This window comes from Nonomuraea sp. K271, assembly GCF_009908215.1.
In the GTDB taxonomy this organism is placed as follows: Bacteria; Actinomycetota; Actinomycetes; order Streptosporangiales; family Streptosporangiaceae; genus Nonomuraea; species Nonomuraea longispora.
In genome coordinates, this window is sequence record NZ_JAAAHR010000014.1 from 1 (window position 1) to 16,020 (window position 16,020).

Here is a 16,020-nt window from a genome sequence, read left to right on the forward strand (position 1 = left end):
AGCCCCAGCTCCAGCGGCAACTTCCCGGCCGCGCAGCCCACCCCCATCCATGGGGCACCGACGAGCGACCCGTTTCCCGCCTACAACGGCGTGCCCGACCCGCTCGACACCACCTGGACCAACCCGCCCTCGTCGGGCACCTCGACCGGCACCTCGACCGGCACCTCGACCGGCACTCCGTCAGGCTCTTCGTCCGGTTCGTGGCCGGCGTCCACGCCCGATGTCCTCGACGCCTCCTCCCCGGCGACCTCGTTCGGAGCGGTGGGGTCGTGGCCGGCCTTCGACCAGCCCGCCGAGCGCTCCTCCTATCCCAGCTCCTACGAAGTGAGCGCGGGCTGGGCGGTGGCCGACGACTCCGACCCCCTCACCAGTTCTTCCCCCGCCACCGGCACCCCGACCGCGCCCGGCAGGACGGTCCCGGCCTACGACGACGTGCTGGCGGCCCCGACGCCGACGCCCGCCCCGGCGCCGCAGCCGTCCTCGTTCGCCTACGAGACGGGCGACATCACCACGGCGCCGGCCGGCGGAGCGTGGCCCGAGCCGCCGGTGGGCGGCGTCGCCGCCTCCGACACCACGTGGCAGGCGTTCGGCGGCGACGCGCACGGGCGGCCCCAGGCGGCCTCGGGCAACGGCCGCGGCAGCCACCGCAGGAAGAGCCCGGAGCAGGACTACCCGCACGACTACTACCGGTGACCGAAGGCCCTCATTAATGGGTAAAACCCGTGTGAGGCACACCTAAAGCGGGGTCGACGGAGCAATAGGATTTGCGCCATGACCCGCGACACGCCCCGTATCCGGCTGAGCACGCTCCGGCACGATGTGCCGGCGTCGCTCGTGGTCTTTCTCGTCGCGGTGCCCCTCTCGCTGGGCATCGCGATGGCCTCAGGGGCTCCCCTGATCTCCGGGCTGATCGCCGCCGTGGTGGGCGGCATCGTCGGAGGCACGCTGGGCGGCTCGTCCGTCCAGGTGAGCGGGCCCGCCGCCGGCCTGTCCCTGGTGGTCGTCGACCTGGTGCACACGTACGGGTGGCGGGCCACCTGCATGATCACCCTGCTGGCGGGGGCCGTACAGCTCGTGCTCGGTATCTTCAAGGCGGCCAGGGCCGCGCTGGCGGTGTCACCGGCCGTCATCCACGGCATGCTGGCGGCGGTCGGAGTGATCATCGCGCTGGCCCAGCTCCACGTGGTGCTGGGCGGCACGTCACAGAGCTCGGCCATCGCCAACCTCATCGAGCTGCCCGGCCAGATCGCCGACCTGCACGGGCACAAGGTGGCGGTCGGCCTGCTCACCATCATGGTGCTGGCGTTGTGGACACGCCTGCCGGGCCCGGTCAAGTCCGTCCCAGCGCCGCTGGCCGCGCTGCTCGCGGCGGCATGCACCGCCTGGGCCTTCGGCTGGGACGTCACCCGCGTGGACCTGTCCGAGAGCGTCGGCGAGTGGGCGTTCCCCGTGCTGCCGCAGGGCGACTGGCACCTGGTCGTGGCGGCCGTCCTGCTGGTGGCGCTGCTGGCCGGCTGCGAGTCGCTGCTGTGCTCCGTGGCGGCCGACAAGATGCACGGCGGCAAGCGCGCCGACCTCGACCAGGAGCTGACCGGCCAGGGCGTGGCCAACATGGTCACGGGCGCGCTGGGCGGCCTGCCGGTGGCCGGGGTGATCGTGCGCAGCACCACCAACGTGCGGGCGGGGGCGCGTACGCGCTGCTCGACGATCCTGCACGGGGTATGGGTGCTGATCTTCGCGCTCGGGTTCGGCTGGTCGATCAAGCTGATCCCGCTGGAGGCGCTGGCGGCGCTGCTGGTGTTCATCGGCGTGCAGATGGTGAACCTCGGTCACATCAAGAAGGTGCACGGCCACGGCGAGGTGCCGGTCTACCTCGTGACCATGGCCGCGGTGATCCTGCTCGGCCTGGCCGAAGGAGTCCTGGCGGGGCTCGCGCTGGCCGCGCTGCTCGCTCTGCGCCGGCTGACGTGGGTAACGGTGCTCAAGCGCGAGGACAGCGCGGGCCGGCTGCACGTGACCATCTCGGGCTCGCTGACCTTCCTCGGCGTGCCCAGGCTGACGCACGAGCTGCGGGCCATCCCCGCGGGCACGGACGTCGGACTCGACCTGAACATCGACTTCATGGACAACGGAGCCTTCGAGGCCATTCACTCCTGGCGGCTCGACCACGAGCGTATGGGCGGCTCGGTCCACATCGACGAGCTGCACGACGAGTGGTACGCGCTGGCGGCCAGCGGCGCGCGGATGTTCCCCGCCAAGTCGCCGCCGAAGGCGCCCGACCGCTGGTGGCTGCCGTGGGCGCACCGGAGCCGGCCCAGTCTGCCCTCCATCCCGCCCGGCGACTCCTCCGAACCGGTGGAGTGCAGGCTCACGGAGGGCGCACGCGAATACCACCAGCGTACGGCGCCGCTGGTGCGGCCCATCTTCACCGAGCTGGCCCGCAAGCAGCAGCCGTCGCACCTGTTCATCACGTGCGCCGACTCGAGGATCGTGCCCTCACTGATCACGGCGAGCGGCCCCGGCGACCTGTTCACCGTGCGCAACATCGGCAACCTGGTGCCGCGCAGGGGCTCCGAGCCACACGACGACTCGATGGTGGCGGCGATCGAGTACGCCACGCAGGTGCTGGGGGTGCACACCATCACGGTGTGCGGGCACTCGGGCTGCGGGGCGATGGCGGGGCTGCTGAGCGGCGGCGTACAGGCGGGCAGCCTGCCCGGGCTGCGCAGGTGGCTGCGGCACGGCAACCACAGCCTGGCCACGTTCATCGAAAGGGAGGGAGACCGGCTGCACGGCGGGGCACTGGACGTGTTGTGCCGGGTCAACGTGCAGCAGCAGCTGGAGAACCTGCGCACGTACCGGAAGGTCGACGAGCAGGTGCGGGCCGGGAAGCTGGAGCTCGTGGGGCTCTTCTTCGACATCGGCTCGGCACGGGTGCACATGGTGCCGCCGCTGCGGCCCACGTCGCAGGCTTCAATGCGTAATGCTGCACAGACCGGCGCGGTGAGCCGGGGTTAGGGTCGCGGCGCCCGCGAGGCTCTCCAGGGGCCCACGGCGCGCTTCGCGGCGCCGGTCTGGACTCCCAGGGGCCGGAGGGACGGAGGCCGGTGTCTCCGCCCCTCACGCGTGTCCGGGCTTCATCGCACGGGGAAGTCGCTGCGGGTTGAGGGCGCGCGGATCCGGCGCAGGCTCAGGGGTCCGCGGGTCCGGCCGTGAGCCGGTGAATGCCGAGCAGGGCGTAGCCGAGCACGACGAAGGCGGCCAGCGCGGCGGGCGACGCCGATGCGACGGCCGGCCAGCCCAGTCGTTCGACGTTCAGGAACGGGCGGACGTAGCGGCGCGGCAGATCGGGGCCGGCGAGAAACACGAAGGCGCCGTACAGGACGCGTCGCGCAACAACCAGGACGGCAGCGCGGGGAACGGGCGGCCGGCACATGGTGATCACCCTAGCCGGGGGTTGAAACCCTCAACAACGTGATGACGTTGTCTGACGCTCGCAGGTCGCCGAGGTGATCGATCACTCCGCTGCTATGGGGGTTTTGCGCCGGTTGGCATTGAAGCGCGCTTTTTTCTGGCGATTGCCGCACGTGTTCATGTCACACCATTTGCGGGTGCGACTCTGGCTGGTGTCGAAGAAGGCGGCTCGGCACGTGGGTGATGCGCACAAAGCCAGTTTCCCGTCTCGTTCGCCCGCGATGATGCTGATCGCATCGGCGGCGATCACGCTGAGGGCATCTTCCACGCAGGAAGCCGGGCTGAGCCGCCATCGCCGCTTGCCCTCGGGCGTCAGGATGGCGGCGGCCCGGCCCTGAGAGCTGCGGTCATTGATGACGTCGACGGCGGACGCAGGGAGAGGGTCCTGGATCGCGGCCGCTGTCGCGGCGGCGTGGATCGACTCCCTCAGTTCCCGGGCGAGGTCGAGCTGGGCGGTGGTGCAGGAGTCCACGGCCAGGCCGTTCACCGCCAGCCAGTCGATGAGCCGGTGCGGCGCGGGAATGCGCTCCACAGCGTTGCCATGACGCTCCGACAGAGTCCCCGTGAAGCTGGTCGCCAGCACATTACCCAGGCGGAACTCAGGAAACCCAGCGCGCATGGAACCACCTTAGCAGGTTGCACGCCAGCTTGAGCGCATGTTAGAACCGTCTTAGCTGGTTCGCATTCGCTGCCGGTTCCGCGATGGCCAGGAGGTCTCATGCCCCGCCCGACCAGTGACGTGCAAGCATTCCAAGCCCACGCAACCGACGCCGACCTCGACGATCTGCGTGCGCGACTGGCCGCGGCGCGGCTACCGGAGGCCGAGACGGTCCATGGCGCCGCGCCCGGCCCCCGCCGATGGGACCAGGGCGTTCCACTCGCCGACCTCGTCGATGTCGTGAACTACTGGCGCATCGAGTACGACTGGCGGTCGTTCGAAGAGCGCCTGGACCGTACCGGCCAGTTCCGCACGACCATCGACGGTCTGGGCATCCACTTCCTGCACCGCCGATCCCCGCGCGCGGACGCCGCTCCTCTGCTCATGACGCACGGCTGGCCGGGCAGCATCGCCGAGTTCATCGATGTAGTGGACGAGTTGGCAGACCCGAAAGACGCAGACGCGCCGGCGTTCCACGTCGTGGCTCCATCGCTGCCGGGCTTCGGTTACAGCGACAAGCCGGCCACCACCGGGTGGGGGACCGAAAAGATCGCGGCCGCATGGGTGGAACTGATGGGAAGGCTCGGCTACAGCGAGTTCGTAGCCCAGGGCGGCGACTGGGGAGGGAATATCACCACGGTTCTCGGGGGCAGGTTCCCGGGGCACGTTCTCGGCATCCACACGACGTTCGCGGAGGCGCCGCCCGGGTTGACAACGGACGGGCTGACGGCGGTCGAGCGCAGGTGGACCGAGGAGACCCGCGATTTCTGGCGCCACCGCGCGGCGTTCGCGAAGCAGCAGGCGACCCGGCCGCAGACCATCGGCTACTCGCTCGTCGACTCTCCGGTCGGGCTCCTCGCCTGGATCCTCGACAAGTTCGCCGAGTGGTCAGACACCGAAGACAACCCGTTCGAGACGATGTCCAGAGACCGTGTTCTCGACAACGTCACCCTGTATTGGCTGACGCGGACCGGCGCATCGTCGGCGCGCATCTACTACGAGAGCCACAACTCGCTCGACCCTGAACTCCGGGTCGACGTCCCGTCAGCGATCACCATGTATCCGCGCGACATCGAGAAGAGTCCGCGTCCCTGGGCGCAGGAGCGGTACCGGCAGATCGTCCGATGGAGGTCGCCCGAAGCCGGAGGGCATTTCCCGTCGCTGGAGGTTCCCCGGTATTTCGTCAGGGACCTGCAAGAGGGCCTCGCGGCGGTGCTGGCCGCTCATCAGTGAACGTGGCTCGGCGATCGGGCGCTGAGAGTGACGAGCCGGCCTGTAGGCCGGGTTCTGTCCTTCGTACGAAGGGGCGGCCATCCATCTAGGACCGCCGTTGCCGGCGGCCTCAAGCGGTCTACCCGCGCGGCTCGGGCGGGCAGCCCTCGAACGTCGCGCGCGGACGCTCCGGAGAGCGCCCTTCTTGACCTTGCTCCGGGTGGGGTTTACCGAGCCGCCCACGTCGCCGTGGGCGCTGGTGGTCTCTTACACCACCCTTTCACCCTTACCTCCCGTTCGACGGGGAGGCGGTCTGCTTTCTGTGGCACTTTCCCGCGGGTCACCCCGGGTCGGCGTTACCGACCACCCTGCCCTGTGGAGCCCGGACCTTCCTCGGCGGGCCTGCTGGCCCGACGCGGCCGCCCGGCCGGCTCGTCCGAACGAGGTTATCAAAGTTCCGGCGTTCCCAGCCCTGGCGGCAAGATCGATCCGGTGGAATGAGGCTGGTCGCCGTCCGAGCGGCGGTGACGCGCCGTGCCGGGTGTTCTGGCGACATCCGGCACGGCGCCCGCTCAGCGCAGGTGTGATATGTCGTTGAACGACTTCACCACGGCCGGCCCGTCCGCGTAGTAGTCGATGAGCGACAGGCAGGCCACGTCGAGATGCATCCGGTAGAGGGCTTCCAGCGGAGCCATGAGGGCGACTCGCAGGAGCATCTTGATGGGGGTCACGTGCGAGACCGCCAGCACGGTCTTGCCTTCGTACCGTTCGATCAGGCGTTCGCCGGCCGCCTGCACGCGGCGGGCGGCGGTGGCGAAGCTCTCGCCGCCGGGCGGGGCGACCTCGGGGTCGGCGAGCCAGGCGGCCAGTTCGGCCGGCCATCGGCGCTGCACCTCGGTGAACGTGTGCCCCTCCCACTCGCCGAAGTCGGCTTCCCTGAGGTCTTCCTCCACCTCGACCGCGCGGCCGGTGCGCTGGGCGACCACCTCGGCGGTCTGCCTGGCGCGCTTGAGCGGTGAGGTGATGATCACGTCCAGCCGGTACGGATCGCGCGACAGCCGATCGGCCGCCGCCGACGCCTGGGCCAGGCCGTGGGGGGTGAGCTCGGCGTCGCCGCGGCCCGAGAACCTGCGCTCCAGGGACAACTCGGTCTCGCCGTGCCTGAGGAGGAGCAGCGAGGTCGCCACCTTGGTGGGCGCGACCCAGCCGGCGTTCTTGCCGAGCCGCTGGGCGGTGGCGATGGAGGCGGTTGGGGCTGACATTTCGGAAATGTCACCTCCGTCCAGGAGGTCCGTCTGCCCCGCCACCGACGGCGCCGCGCCCCGGCCCCTCGTGTCCGCCGCCCGCGTCCCGGCGGCCGCCCTTCCGGCAACCGGCGGCGTGCCGCCCGCCTCGCGGGTCCCCGCGGACGACTCGCCCGTGCGCGGTGCGCCGCCGTCGTCCCACGTCCCAGGAGGCGGTACGTCTGTGTCCGGGGCGGAGGTGCCACCCGCCTTCCAGGTCAGGCCTTGGGCGGCGGCGTCCATGGCCTCGTTGGCCAGGCGGTCGGCGTGCTTGTTGCGTTCGCGGGGGATCCAGGTCCACTCCGTCACCCGCAGCCGCCGCGCCAGCGACCCCGCCTCCAGGGCCAGCGGGCGCAGCCCCTCGTTCTTGATCTTCCAGCGGCCGGCCATCTGCTCGACGACCAGCTTCGAGTCCATGCGTACGGCCACCGAGGCCCCGTCGCCGGCCAGGTCGAGCACCGCCGTGAGCCCCGCGATCAACCCGCGGTATTCGGCGACGTTGTTGGTGGTGACGCCGATCGCCTCGGCCGCCTCCGCAAGCACCTGGCCGTCGGAGGCGTCCTTGACGACCGCGCCGTAGCCCGCGGGCCCGGGGTTGCCGCGCGAGCCGCCGTCGGCCTCGACGATGTAGGACGTCACAGGCCCGACTCTGGTGTGCGGACGAGGATGCGGCGGCACTCGTCGCAGCGGAGCACCTCGTCGTGCGGAGCGGCCTTGATGTTGTTCATCTCGGCGATGGACAGGGCCACCTTGCATCCCTGGCACCGGCCGCCGCGCAGCATGGCGGCGCCCACGCCGTACTGTGTTCTCAGCTTCTCGTAGAGGGCCAGCAGGTCGGCGGGGAGCTCGCCGGCGAGGGCGGCGCGGCGGGCCTTGGCCTCGGCCGTCTCCTTGTCGATCTCGGTGAACGCGGCGTCGCGGCGGCCCTCGGCGGCGGAGAGCTCGGCGGCGACCTGGTCGCGCTGCCGCACCAGGTCGGTGACCTTGGTGTCGGCGGCCTCCTTGCGCTCCATGATCTCCAGCACGATCTCCTCCAGGTCGCCCTGGCGTTTCTGCAGTGAGGCGATCTCGGACTGGAGGCCGGCCAGGTCGCGCGGGGAGGAGACGGCGCCGGAGTCGAGGCGCTTCTGGTCGCGTTCGGCCCGCGTGCGCACGGCGTCGACGTCGGACTCGGCCTTGGTCTGCTCGCGGGTCAGGTCGCTCGCGTCGGTCTCGGCCTCGATCACCTGGGTCGCGAGCCGGGCGTACGACTTGGAACGCTCGTCGATCTCCGCGAGCTCGGGCAGGGTGCGGCGGCGGTGTGCCAGCCGGTCGATCACGGAGTCGAGCTCAGCCAGGTCGAGCAGTCGCTTCTGGGCCTCAGGGGCTGCTTTCATGATCAATATCCTCTTGTCCAAGCATCGGTGACCGTGGCGGAGACACGCGTTTCAACGGTAACGCCACTCGCGTACAGGATGGACGCCGCACTGTCGAGCCAGGGCCACTCGGTGGCCCAGTGCGCGGCGTCGATGAGCGCGGGGCCGCCCGCCTCCATGAACTCGCTCGCCGGATGGTGGCGCAGATCGGCGGTCAGGAACACGTCCACGCCCGCGGCCCTGGCCGCGCCCAGGAGCGAGTCGCCCGCTCCCCCGCTGACCGCCACGCGCGTGACGCGGCGCGACGGGTCGCCGGCCACCCGGATCCCCCACGACGTGCGCGGCAGCCCCTTGGCCGCCCGCGCCGCGAACTCCTCCAGCGTCGTCTCTTCCGCCGTCTCGCCGATGCGGCCCAGCCCGCGCCACGGGTCGTCGGGGAACGGCTGGAGCGGCACCAGGTCGCCGGTGAGCCCCACGGCCCTGGCCAGCGCGTCGGACACGCCGGGGTTGGCGACGTCGGCGTTGGTGTGGGCGGTGTAGAGGGCGACGTCGTTCTTGATGAGGGTGTGGATCAGGCGGCCCTTCGGCGTGGTGGTGGCCACGCTGGTGGTGCCGCGCAGGTAGAGCGGGTGGTGGGTGACGATCAGGTCGGCCTGCCACTCCAGGGCCTCCTCGGCCACGGCGGCGACGGGATCGACGGCGAGCAGCACCCGCCGCACAGGCTGGGCCGGATCGCCGCTGACCAGCCCCACCGCATCCCACGATTCGGCTCGGGCGGGCGGGTAGGCCGCCTCGAGCACCTCGATCACGTTCGTCAACGTCACAGCAGCCACCTGGGCAGACTACCGGTGACCCGCAGGGTGGCGGCGCACGTGCCAGGCGCGCGTGACAAGGGCCTGTTGCGCGGACGCGGGCCCGGCGTAATGTAAGTGGATCCTGACCTGCGGAGGACGGCATGGCACCCAGCGTCGCGATCATAGGAGCGGGCTTCGGCGGACTGTGCATGGCGATCCAGCTCGAACAGGCCGGCATCCGGTCCTACACGGTCTTCGAGAGGGCCGGCGCTCTGGGCGGCACCTGGCGGGACAACAGCTATCCGGGGGCGGGCTGCGACATCCCTTCGCACCTGTACTCGTACTCGTTCGAGAATTACGCGAGCTGGACCCGCCGCTACCCCGAACAACCCGAAATCCTCGCCTATTTAGAACGTTGCGCCGATAAATACGGCGTCAGGCGAAAAATCCGCCTCAACACCGAGGTCCGCCGAGCCGCCTTCGACGGCGCACGCTGGCAGGTCACCACCGCCCCTGCGGAGGGCGGCGAGGCGCACACCGAGGCGTTCGACGTGGTCGTCATGAGCGTGGGCCAGCTCAACCGCCCCCGCCTCCCCGACCTTCCCGGCATGACGGACTTCGAGGGCGTCTCCTTCCACTCCGCCCGCTGGAACCACGACCACGATCTCACCGGCAGGCGGGTCGCCGTCATCGGGAACGGCTCGTCGGCCGCCCAGCTCATCCCGCGCGTCGCCGAGCAGGCCGAGCACCTCGACGTCTTCCAGCGCACGCCCAACTGGGTGATCCCCAAGCCGGACGCCACGTTCGGCCGGCCGGTCCGGCTGGCCTTCCGCCTGGTGCCGGGCCTGCAGCGGGCCTACCGGGAGTGGATCTACCGCTACGCCGAGACCACCCTCTACCCGGCGCTCGCCCAGGGCTGGAGCGCCGACCTGCTCAGGAAGCGCGCGCTGCGGCACCTGCGCGACCAGGTGCCCGACCCCGCGCTGCGGGCCAGGCTGACGCCCGCCTATCCGCCCGGCTGCAAGCGGGTGATCATCGACAGCTCCTTTTATCCGGCGCTGAACAGGCCGAACGTCGACGTCGTGACCGACAGGATCGTCCGCGTCACGCCGAAGGGCGTCGAGACCACCGAGGGTTTACGCGAGGCCGACACCATCGTCTATGCCACCGGCTTCATGAGCACCGAGTTCCTCGCCCCGATGGAGATCGTCGGGCGCGGCGGACTCACACTCGAGGAGCAGTGGAAGGACGGCGCCGAAGCCTATCTAGGCATCTCCGTGCCCCAATTCCCGAACATGTTCCTCCTGTACGGCCCCAACACCAACCTCGGGCACAACTCCATCGTCTTCATGCTCGAATGCCAGGTCGACCACATCATGGCCTGCCTTCCGCACCTGTCGCTCAACGGCCCGATCGAGGTGCGGCCCGAGGCGATGGCCGCCTGGCGCCGGCGGCTCGACGCGGCGATGGAGCGCATGGTGTGGGGCGGCGGCTGCCAGAGCTGGTACAAAACCGCCGAAGGCCGCGTCACGAACAACTGGCCCGGCCCCACGGCCCTCTACCGCAGGCTGACGGCCCGGCCGCCGATCCCCGCCTACCGGTCCGCCGGAGCGTCCTGAGCCCGCGCTGTCACCACTCGCCCGCCGGTCGGACGAAGGCCCTTCCGCTCGGCCGGGCGTGCCCGTACCCGATCGACGGTGCTGCGCTCCACCATCTGATGGTGACGCACGAAGGATGAGCCCGCCGTTCGGGCACTGGCACATTGGAGCGGCCCAGCTCGCACGATAACGTCCGGAACATGACGTCTCCCCTGCACCAGCGTGCTGTCGTGGCCGACACTCACAACGATCTGCTCATGGCCGTCACGGCCCGTCCGCCCGGGCGGTGGGCGGCCTTCTTCCGCGAGCGGTGGCTGCCGCAACTGGTCGAGGGCGGCGTCAACCTGCAGATCCTGCCGGTGTTCATCGAGGACGACCACCGTCCTGAGGGCGCGCTGCGCCAGACGCTGCGGATGATCGAGTGCGCGCACGTGCTGGCCGAGGGCAACCCGGAGCATGTACGGCTCTGCCGTGACGCTGCCGAGATCGACCGGGCGCTCGACGACGGCAGGATCGCCCTCGTGCTCGCGTTGGAGAGCATGCCCGGCCTCGACGCCGACGTCGAGCTGATCTCGACCGTGCACCGCCTGGGCGTGCGGGTGGCCTCGATCGCACACTTCGGCCGCACGCCGCTGGCCGACGGCAGTGGTGAGGACGCCACCGGCAGCGGGCTGACCTCCCACGGCGTCGCCGCCTTGCGGGAGATGGAACGGCTCGGCATGGTCTTCGACGTCTCCCACCTGGGGGCCTCCGGCGTCGCGCACGTGCTGGAGCTGGCCACGAGACCCCTGCTGGCCACCCACTCCTCGGCCCGCGCCCTGCGCGACCACCACCGCAACCTCACCGACGACCAGCTCCGCGGCGTCGCCGCCACCGGCGGCGTGATCTGCGTCAACTTCTTCGCGCCCTTCCTGGCGGAACGTACCGAGGACATGACGCTCGACCGCCTGCTCGACCACATCGAGCACATCGCGGGGGTGGCCGGCGTCGACCACGTCGGTCTCGGCCCCGACTTCATCCACGAGGTGATGTCCGACCTGACGCGGCCGTGCTGCGAGGGCCTCGACTACCGCGGCGTCGACCCGAAGTCCGCGATCCCCGGCCTTGCGGGGCCGTCCGGGTTGCCCATGGTCACCGAGGGCCTGCTCGCCCGCGGCCTGCCGGAGAAGGACGTCATGAAGATCATCGGCGGCAACGTGCACCGTTTCCTCGGGGAGCTGCTGGCATGATCGAGGACCTCGAGGAACTCGTCCTGTGCGAGTCGTTCTCCAGCGACCTGGCCGCGGTCGCCCGCAGTGCGGAGGTCGTGGCCGCGATGGGGACGCGTCATCTCGGCGCCGAGCCGGAGTTCGTGGTGATCGACGGCGTCACGCACCTGCGCTGGACGTTCGGCACCCCCAAGGTGCTGCTGCTCGGCCACCACGACACCGTCTGGCCGATCGGCTCGCTCGCCACCCACCCCTGGTCGGTGGTGGACGGCGTGGCGCGCGGGCCGGGGGTGTTCGACATGAAGGCGGGGCTGGTGCAGACGTTCCACGCCCTCGCGGGGGTCGGCTCTCTCGACGGCATCACGCTGCTGGTCACCGGTGACGAGGAGGTCGGTTCGCTGACCTCGTCCCGGCTGATCGAGGACACCGCGCGCGGCCTGGCCGCCACCTTCGTCATGGAGGCCGCCGCGGACGGCGGGGCACTGAAGACAGCGCGCAAGGGCACCTCGCTCTACACCGTCCACGTCCACGGCAGGGCGGCACACGCCGGGCTGGAGCCCGAGAAGGGGGCGAACGCAGGCATCGAGCTGGCCCACCAGATTCTCGCCGTCGCCGGCCTGGGCGCGGGTGCGACCACGGTCACGCCGACGGTGTTGTCGGGCGGCACGTCGCTCAACACCGTCCCGGCCGAGGCATCCGTCGGGGTGGACGTGCGGGTGTCCGAGGTCGCCGAGCAGAAGCGGGTCGACGCCGCCGTCCGCGCGCTCCGGCCGGTCGTACCCGGCACCCGCCTGGAGATCCTCGGCGGTCCCAACCGGCCGCCGCTCGAAGGCACGATGTCGGCCTCGCTCTACGCGCTGGCCCAGAAGCTGGCGGCGGACCTCGGTGTGGGCCCGCTGATCTCGGCGTCGGTGGGCGGCGCCTCCGACGGCAACTTCACGGCGGGCGTGGGCTGTCCCACGCTCGACGGGCTCGGCGCGGTGGGCGGCGGGGCGCACGCCGACCACGAGCACGTCGTCGTCGCCGAGATGCCCCGGCGTGCCGCGCTGTTGCGTGCGCTCATCGAAGCGGTCCGCTGAGCCACACAGGCCCCGGTTCGCCGCCGAGCCGGGGCGTCGTGGCTGAATAGGGAGGTGACGGACACGGCGAGGCGACGGCGAGGACCGGCATGGAGATCAGGGAGCTGCGCGAGATCGCGGAGTTCGAGCAGGTATACGAGCTCTTCGACGGCATCTGGCACCCGGAGCCGCGCAACGTGCCCGCGACCGTGGAGCTGATGATCGGCTTCGCGCACACGGGCAACTACGTGGCCGGGGCGTTCGACGGGGACCGGCTGGTCGGCGCCTCCGTGGGGTTCCGGGGAGGCGGGCGGTCGCTGCACTCGCACGTGACCGGCGCCGCCGTGACCGGCCGGGGCATCGGGTACGCGCTCAAGACCCACCAGCGGGAATGGTGCAGGAAGAACGGCCTCGACACCGTCACCTGGACGTTCGATCCGCTCGTACGGCGAAATGCGCGTTTCAACCTGGTGAAGCTGGGCGCGCGGATCGAACAGTATTTGCCCGATTTTTATGGCGAAATGGCCGACGCCATCAACGAAGGGGACGCCTCCGACCGCGTACTGGCCGTCTGGTCCGTACGCGAGGCCGCCGGCGCCTCCCCCGCACCCGGCGTCGCAACCTGCCCCGTGCTGCTGGAGGCAGGCGAGGACGGCCGGCCCGTCGCCGGAAAGTCCGAGGCAGACGTCGTTCTGGTGGGCACTCCACCCGACGTCGAGCGGTTGCGGCGGGAGGACCCGTCGGCGGCGCGGGCCTGGCGGGAGGCCATGCGCGAGGTGCTCGGAGGGCTGCTGGAGGGCGACGGGCATGTCGTCACATTGACCAATCATGGAGAGTACGTGGTGACAAAGCATTAGCTATTCCACGGGGGTTTCGCCGCTCTGTAATGTGGCGGGTAAGTACGCCGAAAAGGAGATCCGCATGGCGGAGTTCACCCCCACCGTTCCTGCGCGAGTCCTACCCCCTGTCACCGTCCGCGACCTGCCCGAGCCCCCTCGATCGACCTGGCGATTCATCGGCCCGGGCCTGGTCGGCGCGGGAGTGGGGCTGGCGTCGGGCGAGTTCATCCTCTGGCCGTACATCGCTTCCCAGGTCGGGCTCGTCTTCATCTGGGGAGCGGCGATCGGGATCATCACGCAGTGGTTCCTGAACATGGAGATCGAGCGCTACACGCTGGCCACCGGCGAGACCGCGCTGACCGGGTTCAGCCGGATGTGGAAACACTGGGGCCTGGTCTTCGTGCTGATGACGCTCGCCTCCAACCTCTGGCCGGGCTGGGTGACCACGTCCGCGACCATGGTGACCTACCTGACCGGAGCGGGCGAGGACGCCGTGCGCTGGGTCGCCATCGGGTTGTTGCTCCTGATCGCCTTCGGGCTGACGCTGGCTCCGGTGATCTACATCGCGCTCGAACGGGTGATCTTCGCCAAGGTCGCCTTGGTAGCGATCCTGATCGCGGTCGCGATCGTCGTCGCGATCACCGCCGACAGCTGGGTGCAGCTGGGCAAGGGACTGACCGTCGGCGCGCAGTTCCCGGTGCCGCCGCTGGACTTCGCCGTCCTGATGGGCGCCATCGCCTACGCCGGCGCGGGCGGCGGCCAGAACCTGTGCCAGAGCAACTGGATCCGCGACAAGGGCTTCGGCATGGGCCTGTACGTGCCCCGCCTGGTCAGCCCGGTCACCGGGCAGGAGGAGGCGGCCCCGTCGACGGGCTTCCAGTTCGCGCCCACCAAGGAGAACCTCGCGCGGTGGCGGGCGTGGTGGCGCTTCGCCAACCTGGAGCAGGCGTGGACGTTCGGCCTGGTGACGTTCGTGACGATCGCGCTCATGTCGATGCTGGCCTACTCCACCGTGTTCGGCCGGCCCAACCTGGAGAACAGCATCGAGTTCCTGCGCGTCGAGGGTCAGGTGCTGCAGGAGACCGTGGGCACCTGGTTCGGCGTGCTGTTCTGGGTGATCGGGGCGCTGGCCCTGTTCGCGGCGGCCATGGGCATCGTCGACTACACCTCGCGGCTGGCGGCTGACACGATCAAGACCGTCTACCTGAGCAAGTCGTCCGCGTCCGAAAACAAGATCTATTTCGTCACCGTCTGGGCGATCGCGCTGATCGGCATCGGCATCCTGCTGCTGGGCTTCGACCAGCCGCTCCTCCTGCTGGTGTTCTCGGCCTGCTTCGCCGCCGTGATGATGTTCGTGTACTCGATCCTGCTGATCGTGCTCAACCGGCGGTCGCTGCCCGACGCCATCAAGGTGCGCTCCTACCGGCTGGGGGCGCTGATCTGGTCGGTCGCCTTCTTCGGGACGCTTACCGTGCTGGTCGTCATCCAGCAGGCGCAGACGCTGTTCGGCGGCTAGTGAGAGCTCTCGCGGAAGCGATCCTTCCGCGACAGCGGTCACACTGGTCACATGCTGGAAACCTCGGCTCGCCTGCTCAGGCTGCTGTCCCTGCTCCAGGCCCACAAAGAGTGGTCGGGCCCCGAGCTGTCCGCCCGGCTCGGGGTCTCGACCCGGACGATCCGCAACGACGTCGAGCGGCTGCGCACGCTCGGCTACCCGGTGCACGCCACGCCGGGGGTGGCGGGCGGCTACCGGCTGGGCGCCGGGGCCGCGCTGCCGCCCCTGCTGCTCGACGACGAGGAGGCCGTGGCGGTCGCGGTGGGACTCGGCAGGGCGGCAGGCGGCGGCGTGGAGGGCATCGAGGAGAGCTCGGTGCGTGCCCTGGCCAAGCTGGAGCAGGTGCTGCCGTCCCGGCTGCGCCGCCGGATCGGCGCCCTCAACGCCTACACCGTGCAGATTCCCGGCCCCGCGCAGGCGATGGTCTCCCCCGAGCGGCTCACCACGATCGCGAACGCCGCCCGCGACCACGAGCGGCTGCGCTTCGACTACACCGGGCACGACGGCTCCTCCAGCGTGCGCGACGTGGAGCCGCACCGCCTGGCGCACCGGCGGGGCCGCTGGTATCTCGTGGCCTACGACGTCGAGCGGGAGAACTGGCGTACGTTCCGGGTCGACCGGATGCGGCCGCGCACGCCCGGCGGGCCCCGGTTCACCCCGCGCGAGCCGCCGGAGGGCGGCGACGTGGCCGCGTACGTCGAGAAGGGCGTCGACACGGCCATGTGGCGTTTCCGCGCGACGGTGCTGCTGCACGCCCCCGCCGAGCAGATCCGGGCCATGCGGCTGGGGCTGGAGGTGGAGCCGGTCGACGACGCCAGGTGCAGGATCGAACTGCGGGGCGACGACCCGCAACGGATGGCGGTCTGGATCGGCTACCTCGGCGTGGACTTCGACGTGCTGGACCCGCCCGAGCTGGCCGAACACGTGCTGCGGCTGTCCGAACGCTACCGGCGGGCCGTCAGCGGGCGGTAAGGCCACGGTCAGCG

General features: G+C 70.6%; 13 protein-coding genes, 1 other RNA gene and 1 pseudogene. 9 read left to right on the forward strand and 6 right to left on the reverse strand.

Annotation, left to right across the window (positions count from 1 at the left end):
- Nucleotides 1–693, forward strand: a pseudogene (locus tag GUY59_RS07010) (hypothetical protein); the annotation flags it as partial.
- Nucleotides 694–771: 78 nt separating this feature from the next.
- The gene (locus tag GUY59_RS07015) at nt 772–3,018 is read left to right on the forward strand and encodes a SulP family inorganic anion transporter (RefSeq protein WP_138205079.1); all 2,247 of its coding nucleotides are present in this window, start codon (nt 772–774) and stop codon (nt 3,016–3,018) included.
- A gap of 172 nt (nt 3,019–3,190) precedes the next feature.
- Here GUY59_RS07015 and GUY59_RS07020 read toward each other — a convergent pair whose 3' ends face one another.
- Together GUY59_RS07020 and GUY59_RS07025 are read right to left on the reverse strand one after the other, a co-directional pair.
- On the reverse strand, nt 3,191–3,367 hold the full coding sequence (locus tag GUY59_RS07020; RefSeq protein WP_161714435.1) for a hypothetical protein: 177 nt from the start codon (nt 3,365–3,367) through the stop codon (nt 3,191–3,193).
- 150 nt (nt 3,368–3,517) lie between these two features.
- Nucleotides 3,518–4,093, reverse strand: a complete 576-nt coding sequence (locus GUY59_RS07025) for a CGNR zinc finger domain-containing protein (protein ID WP_138205081.1) — start codon at nt 4,091–4,093, stop codon at nt 3,518–3,520.
- A gap of 99 nt (nt 4,094–4,192) precedes the next feature.
- On the opposite strand from GUY59_RS07025, the gene GUY59_RS07030 reads away from it, so the two are divergent.
- Nucleotides 4,193–5,365, forward strand: a complete 1,173-nt coding sequence (locus GUY59_RS07030) for an epoxide hydrolase family protein (protein WP_138205083.1) — start codon at nt 4,193–4,195, stop codon at nt 5,363–5,365.
- 27 nt (nt 5,366–5,392) lie between these two features.
- Here GUY59_RS07030 and rnpB read toward each other — a convergent pair.
- From rnpB to GUY59_RS07050, 4 genes are all read right to left on the reverse strand, one after another.
- Nucleotides 5,393–5,779, reverse strand: an RNA gene (gene rnpB, locus GUY59_RS07035) — RNase P RNA component class A.
- A gap of 137 nt (nt 5,780–5,916) precedes the next feature.
- The gene (locus GUY59_RS07040; RefSeq protein WP_138205085.1) at nt 5,917–7,266 is read right to left on the reverse strand and encodes a bifunctional RNase H/acid phosphatase; all 1,350 of its coding nucleotides are present in this window, start codon (nt 7,264–7,266) and stop codon (nt 5,917–5,919) included.
- A complete protein-coding gene (locus GUY59_RS07045) occupies nt 7,263–8,003 on the reverse strand; it encodes a zinc ribbon domain-containing protein (RefSeq protein ID WP_138205087.1) in 741 nt (246 codons plus the stop codon). The genes GUY59_RS07040 and GUY59_RS07045 overlap by 4 nt, the downstream gene beginning before the upstream one ends.
- A gap of 2 nt (nt 8,004–8,005) precedes the next feature.
- Nucleotides 8,006–8,806: a Nif3-like dinuclear metal center hexameric protein gene (locus GUY59_RS07050; RefSeq protein WP_132337331.1), complete on the reverse strand. Its 801-nt coding sequence runs from the start codon at nt 8,804–8,806 to the stop codon at nt 8,006–8,008.
- Nucleotides 8,807–8,937: 131 nt separating this feature from the next.
- Here GUY59_RS07050 and GUY59_RS07055 point away from each other — a divergent pair, with 131 nt between their 5' ends.
- The 6 genes from GUY59_RS07055 to GUY59_RS07080 all read left to right on the forward strand — a co-directional run bounded on the left by GUY59_RS07055 (nt 8,938) and on the right by GUY59_RS07080 (nt 16,006).
- Complete coding sequence (locus tag GUY59_RS07055) at nt 8,938–10,395, forward strand: flavin-containing monooxygenase (RefSeq protein WP_138205089.1); 1,458 nt, start codon at nt 8,938–8,940, stop codon at nt 10,393–10,395.
- A gap of 179 nt (nt 10,396–10,574) precedes the next feature.
- Nucleotides 10,575–11,603, forward strand: coding sequence for a dipeptidase (locus GUY59_RS07060; protein ID WP_138205091.1), 1,029 nt, complete (start codon nt 10,575–10,577; stop codon nt 11,601–11,603).
- Entirely contained in the window at nt 11,600–12,661 is a 1,062-nt protein-coding gene (locus GUY59_RS07065; RefSeq protein ID WP_132337335.1) for a M20 family metallopeptidase, read from the forward strand. The genes GUY59_RS07060 and GUY59_RS07065 overlap by 4 nt, the downstream gene beginning before the upstream one ends.
- An 89-nt stretch (nt 12,662–12,750) precedes the next feature.
- Nucleotides 12,751–13,497, forward strand: coding sequence for a GNAT family N-acetyltransferase (locus GUY59_RS07070; protein ID WP_138205093.1), 747 nt, complete (start codon nt 12,751–12,753; stop codon nt 13,495–13,497).
- Nucleotides 13,498–13,561: 64 nt separating this feature from the next.
- A complete protein-coding gene (locus tag GUY59_RS07075) occupies nt 13,562–14,995 on the forward strand; it encodes an Nramp family divalent metal transporter (protein ID WP_138205095.1) in 1,434 nt (477 codons plus the stop codon).
- A 51-nt stretch (nt 14,996–15,046) separates the two neighbouring features.
- Entirely contained in the window at nt 15,047–16,006 is a 960-nt protein-coding gene (locus tag GUY59_RS07080; RefSeq protein WP_138205097.1) for a helix-turn-helix transcriptional regulator, read from the forward strand.
- Nucleotides 16,007–16,020 lie beyond the last annotated feature (14 nt).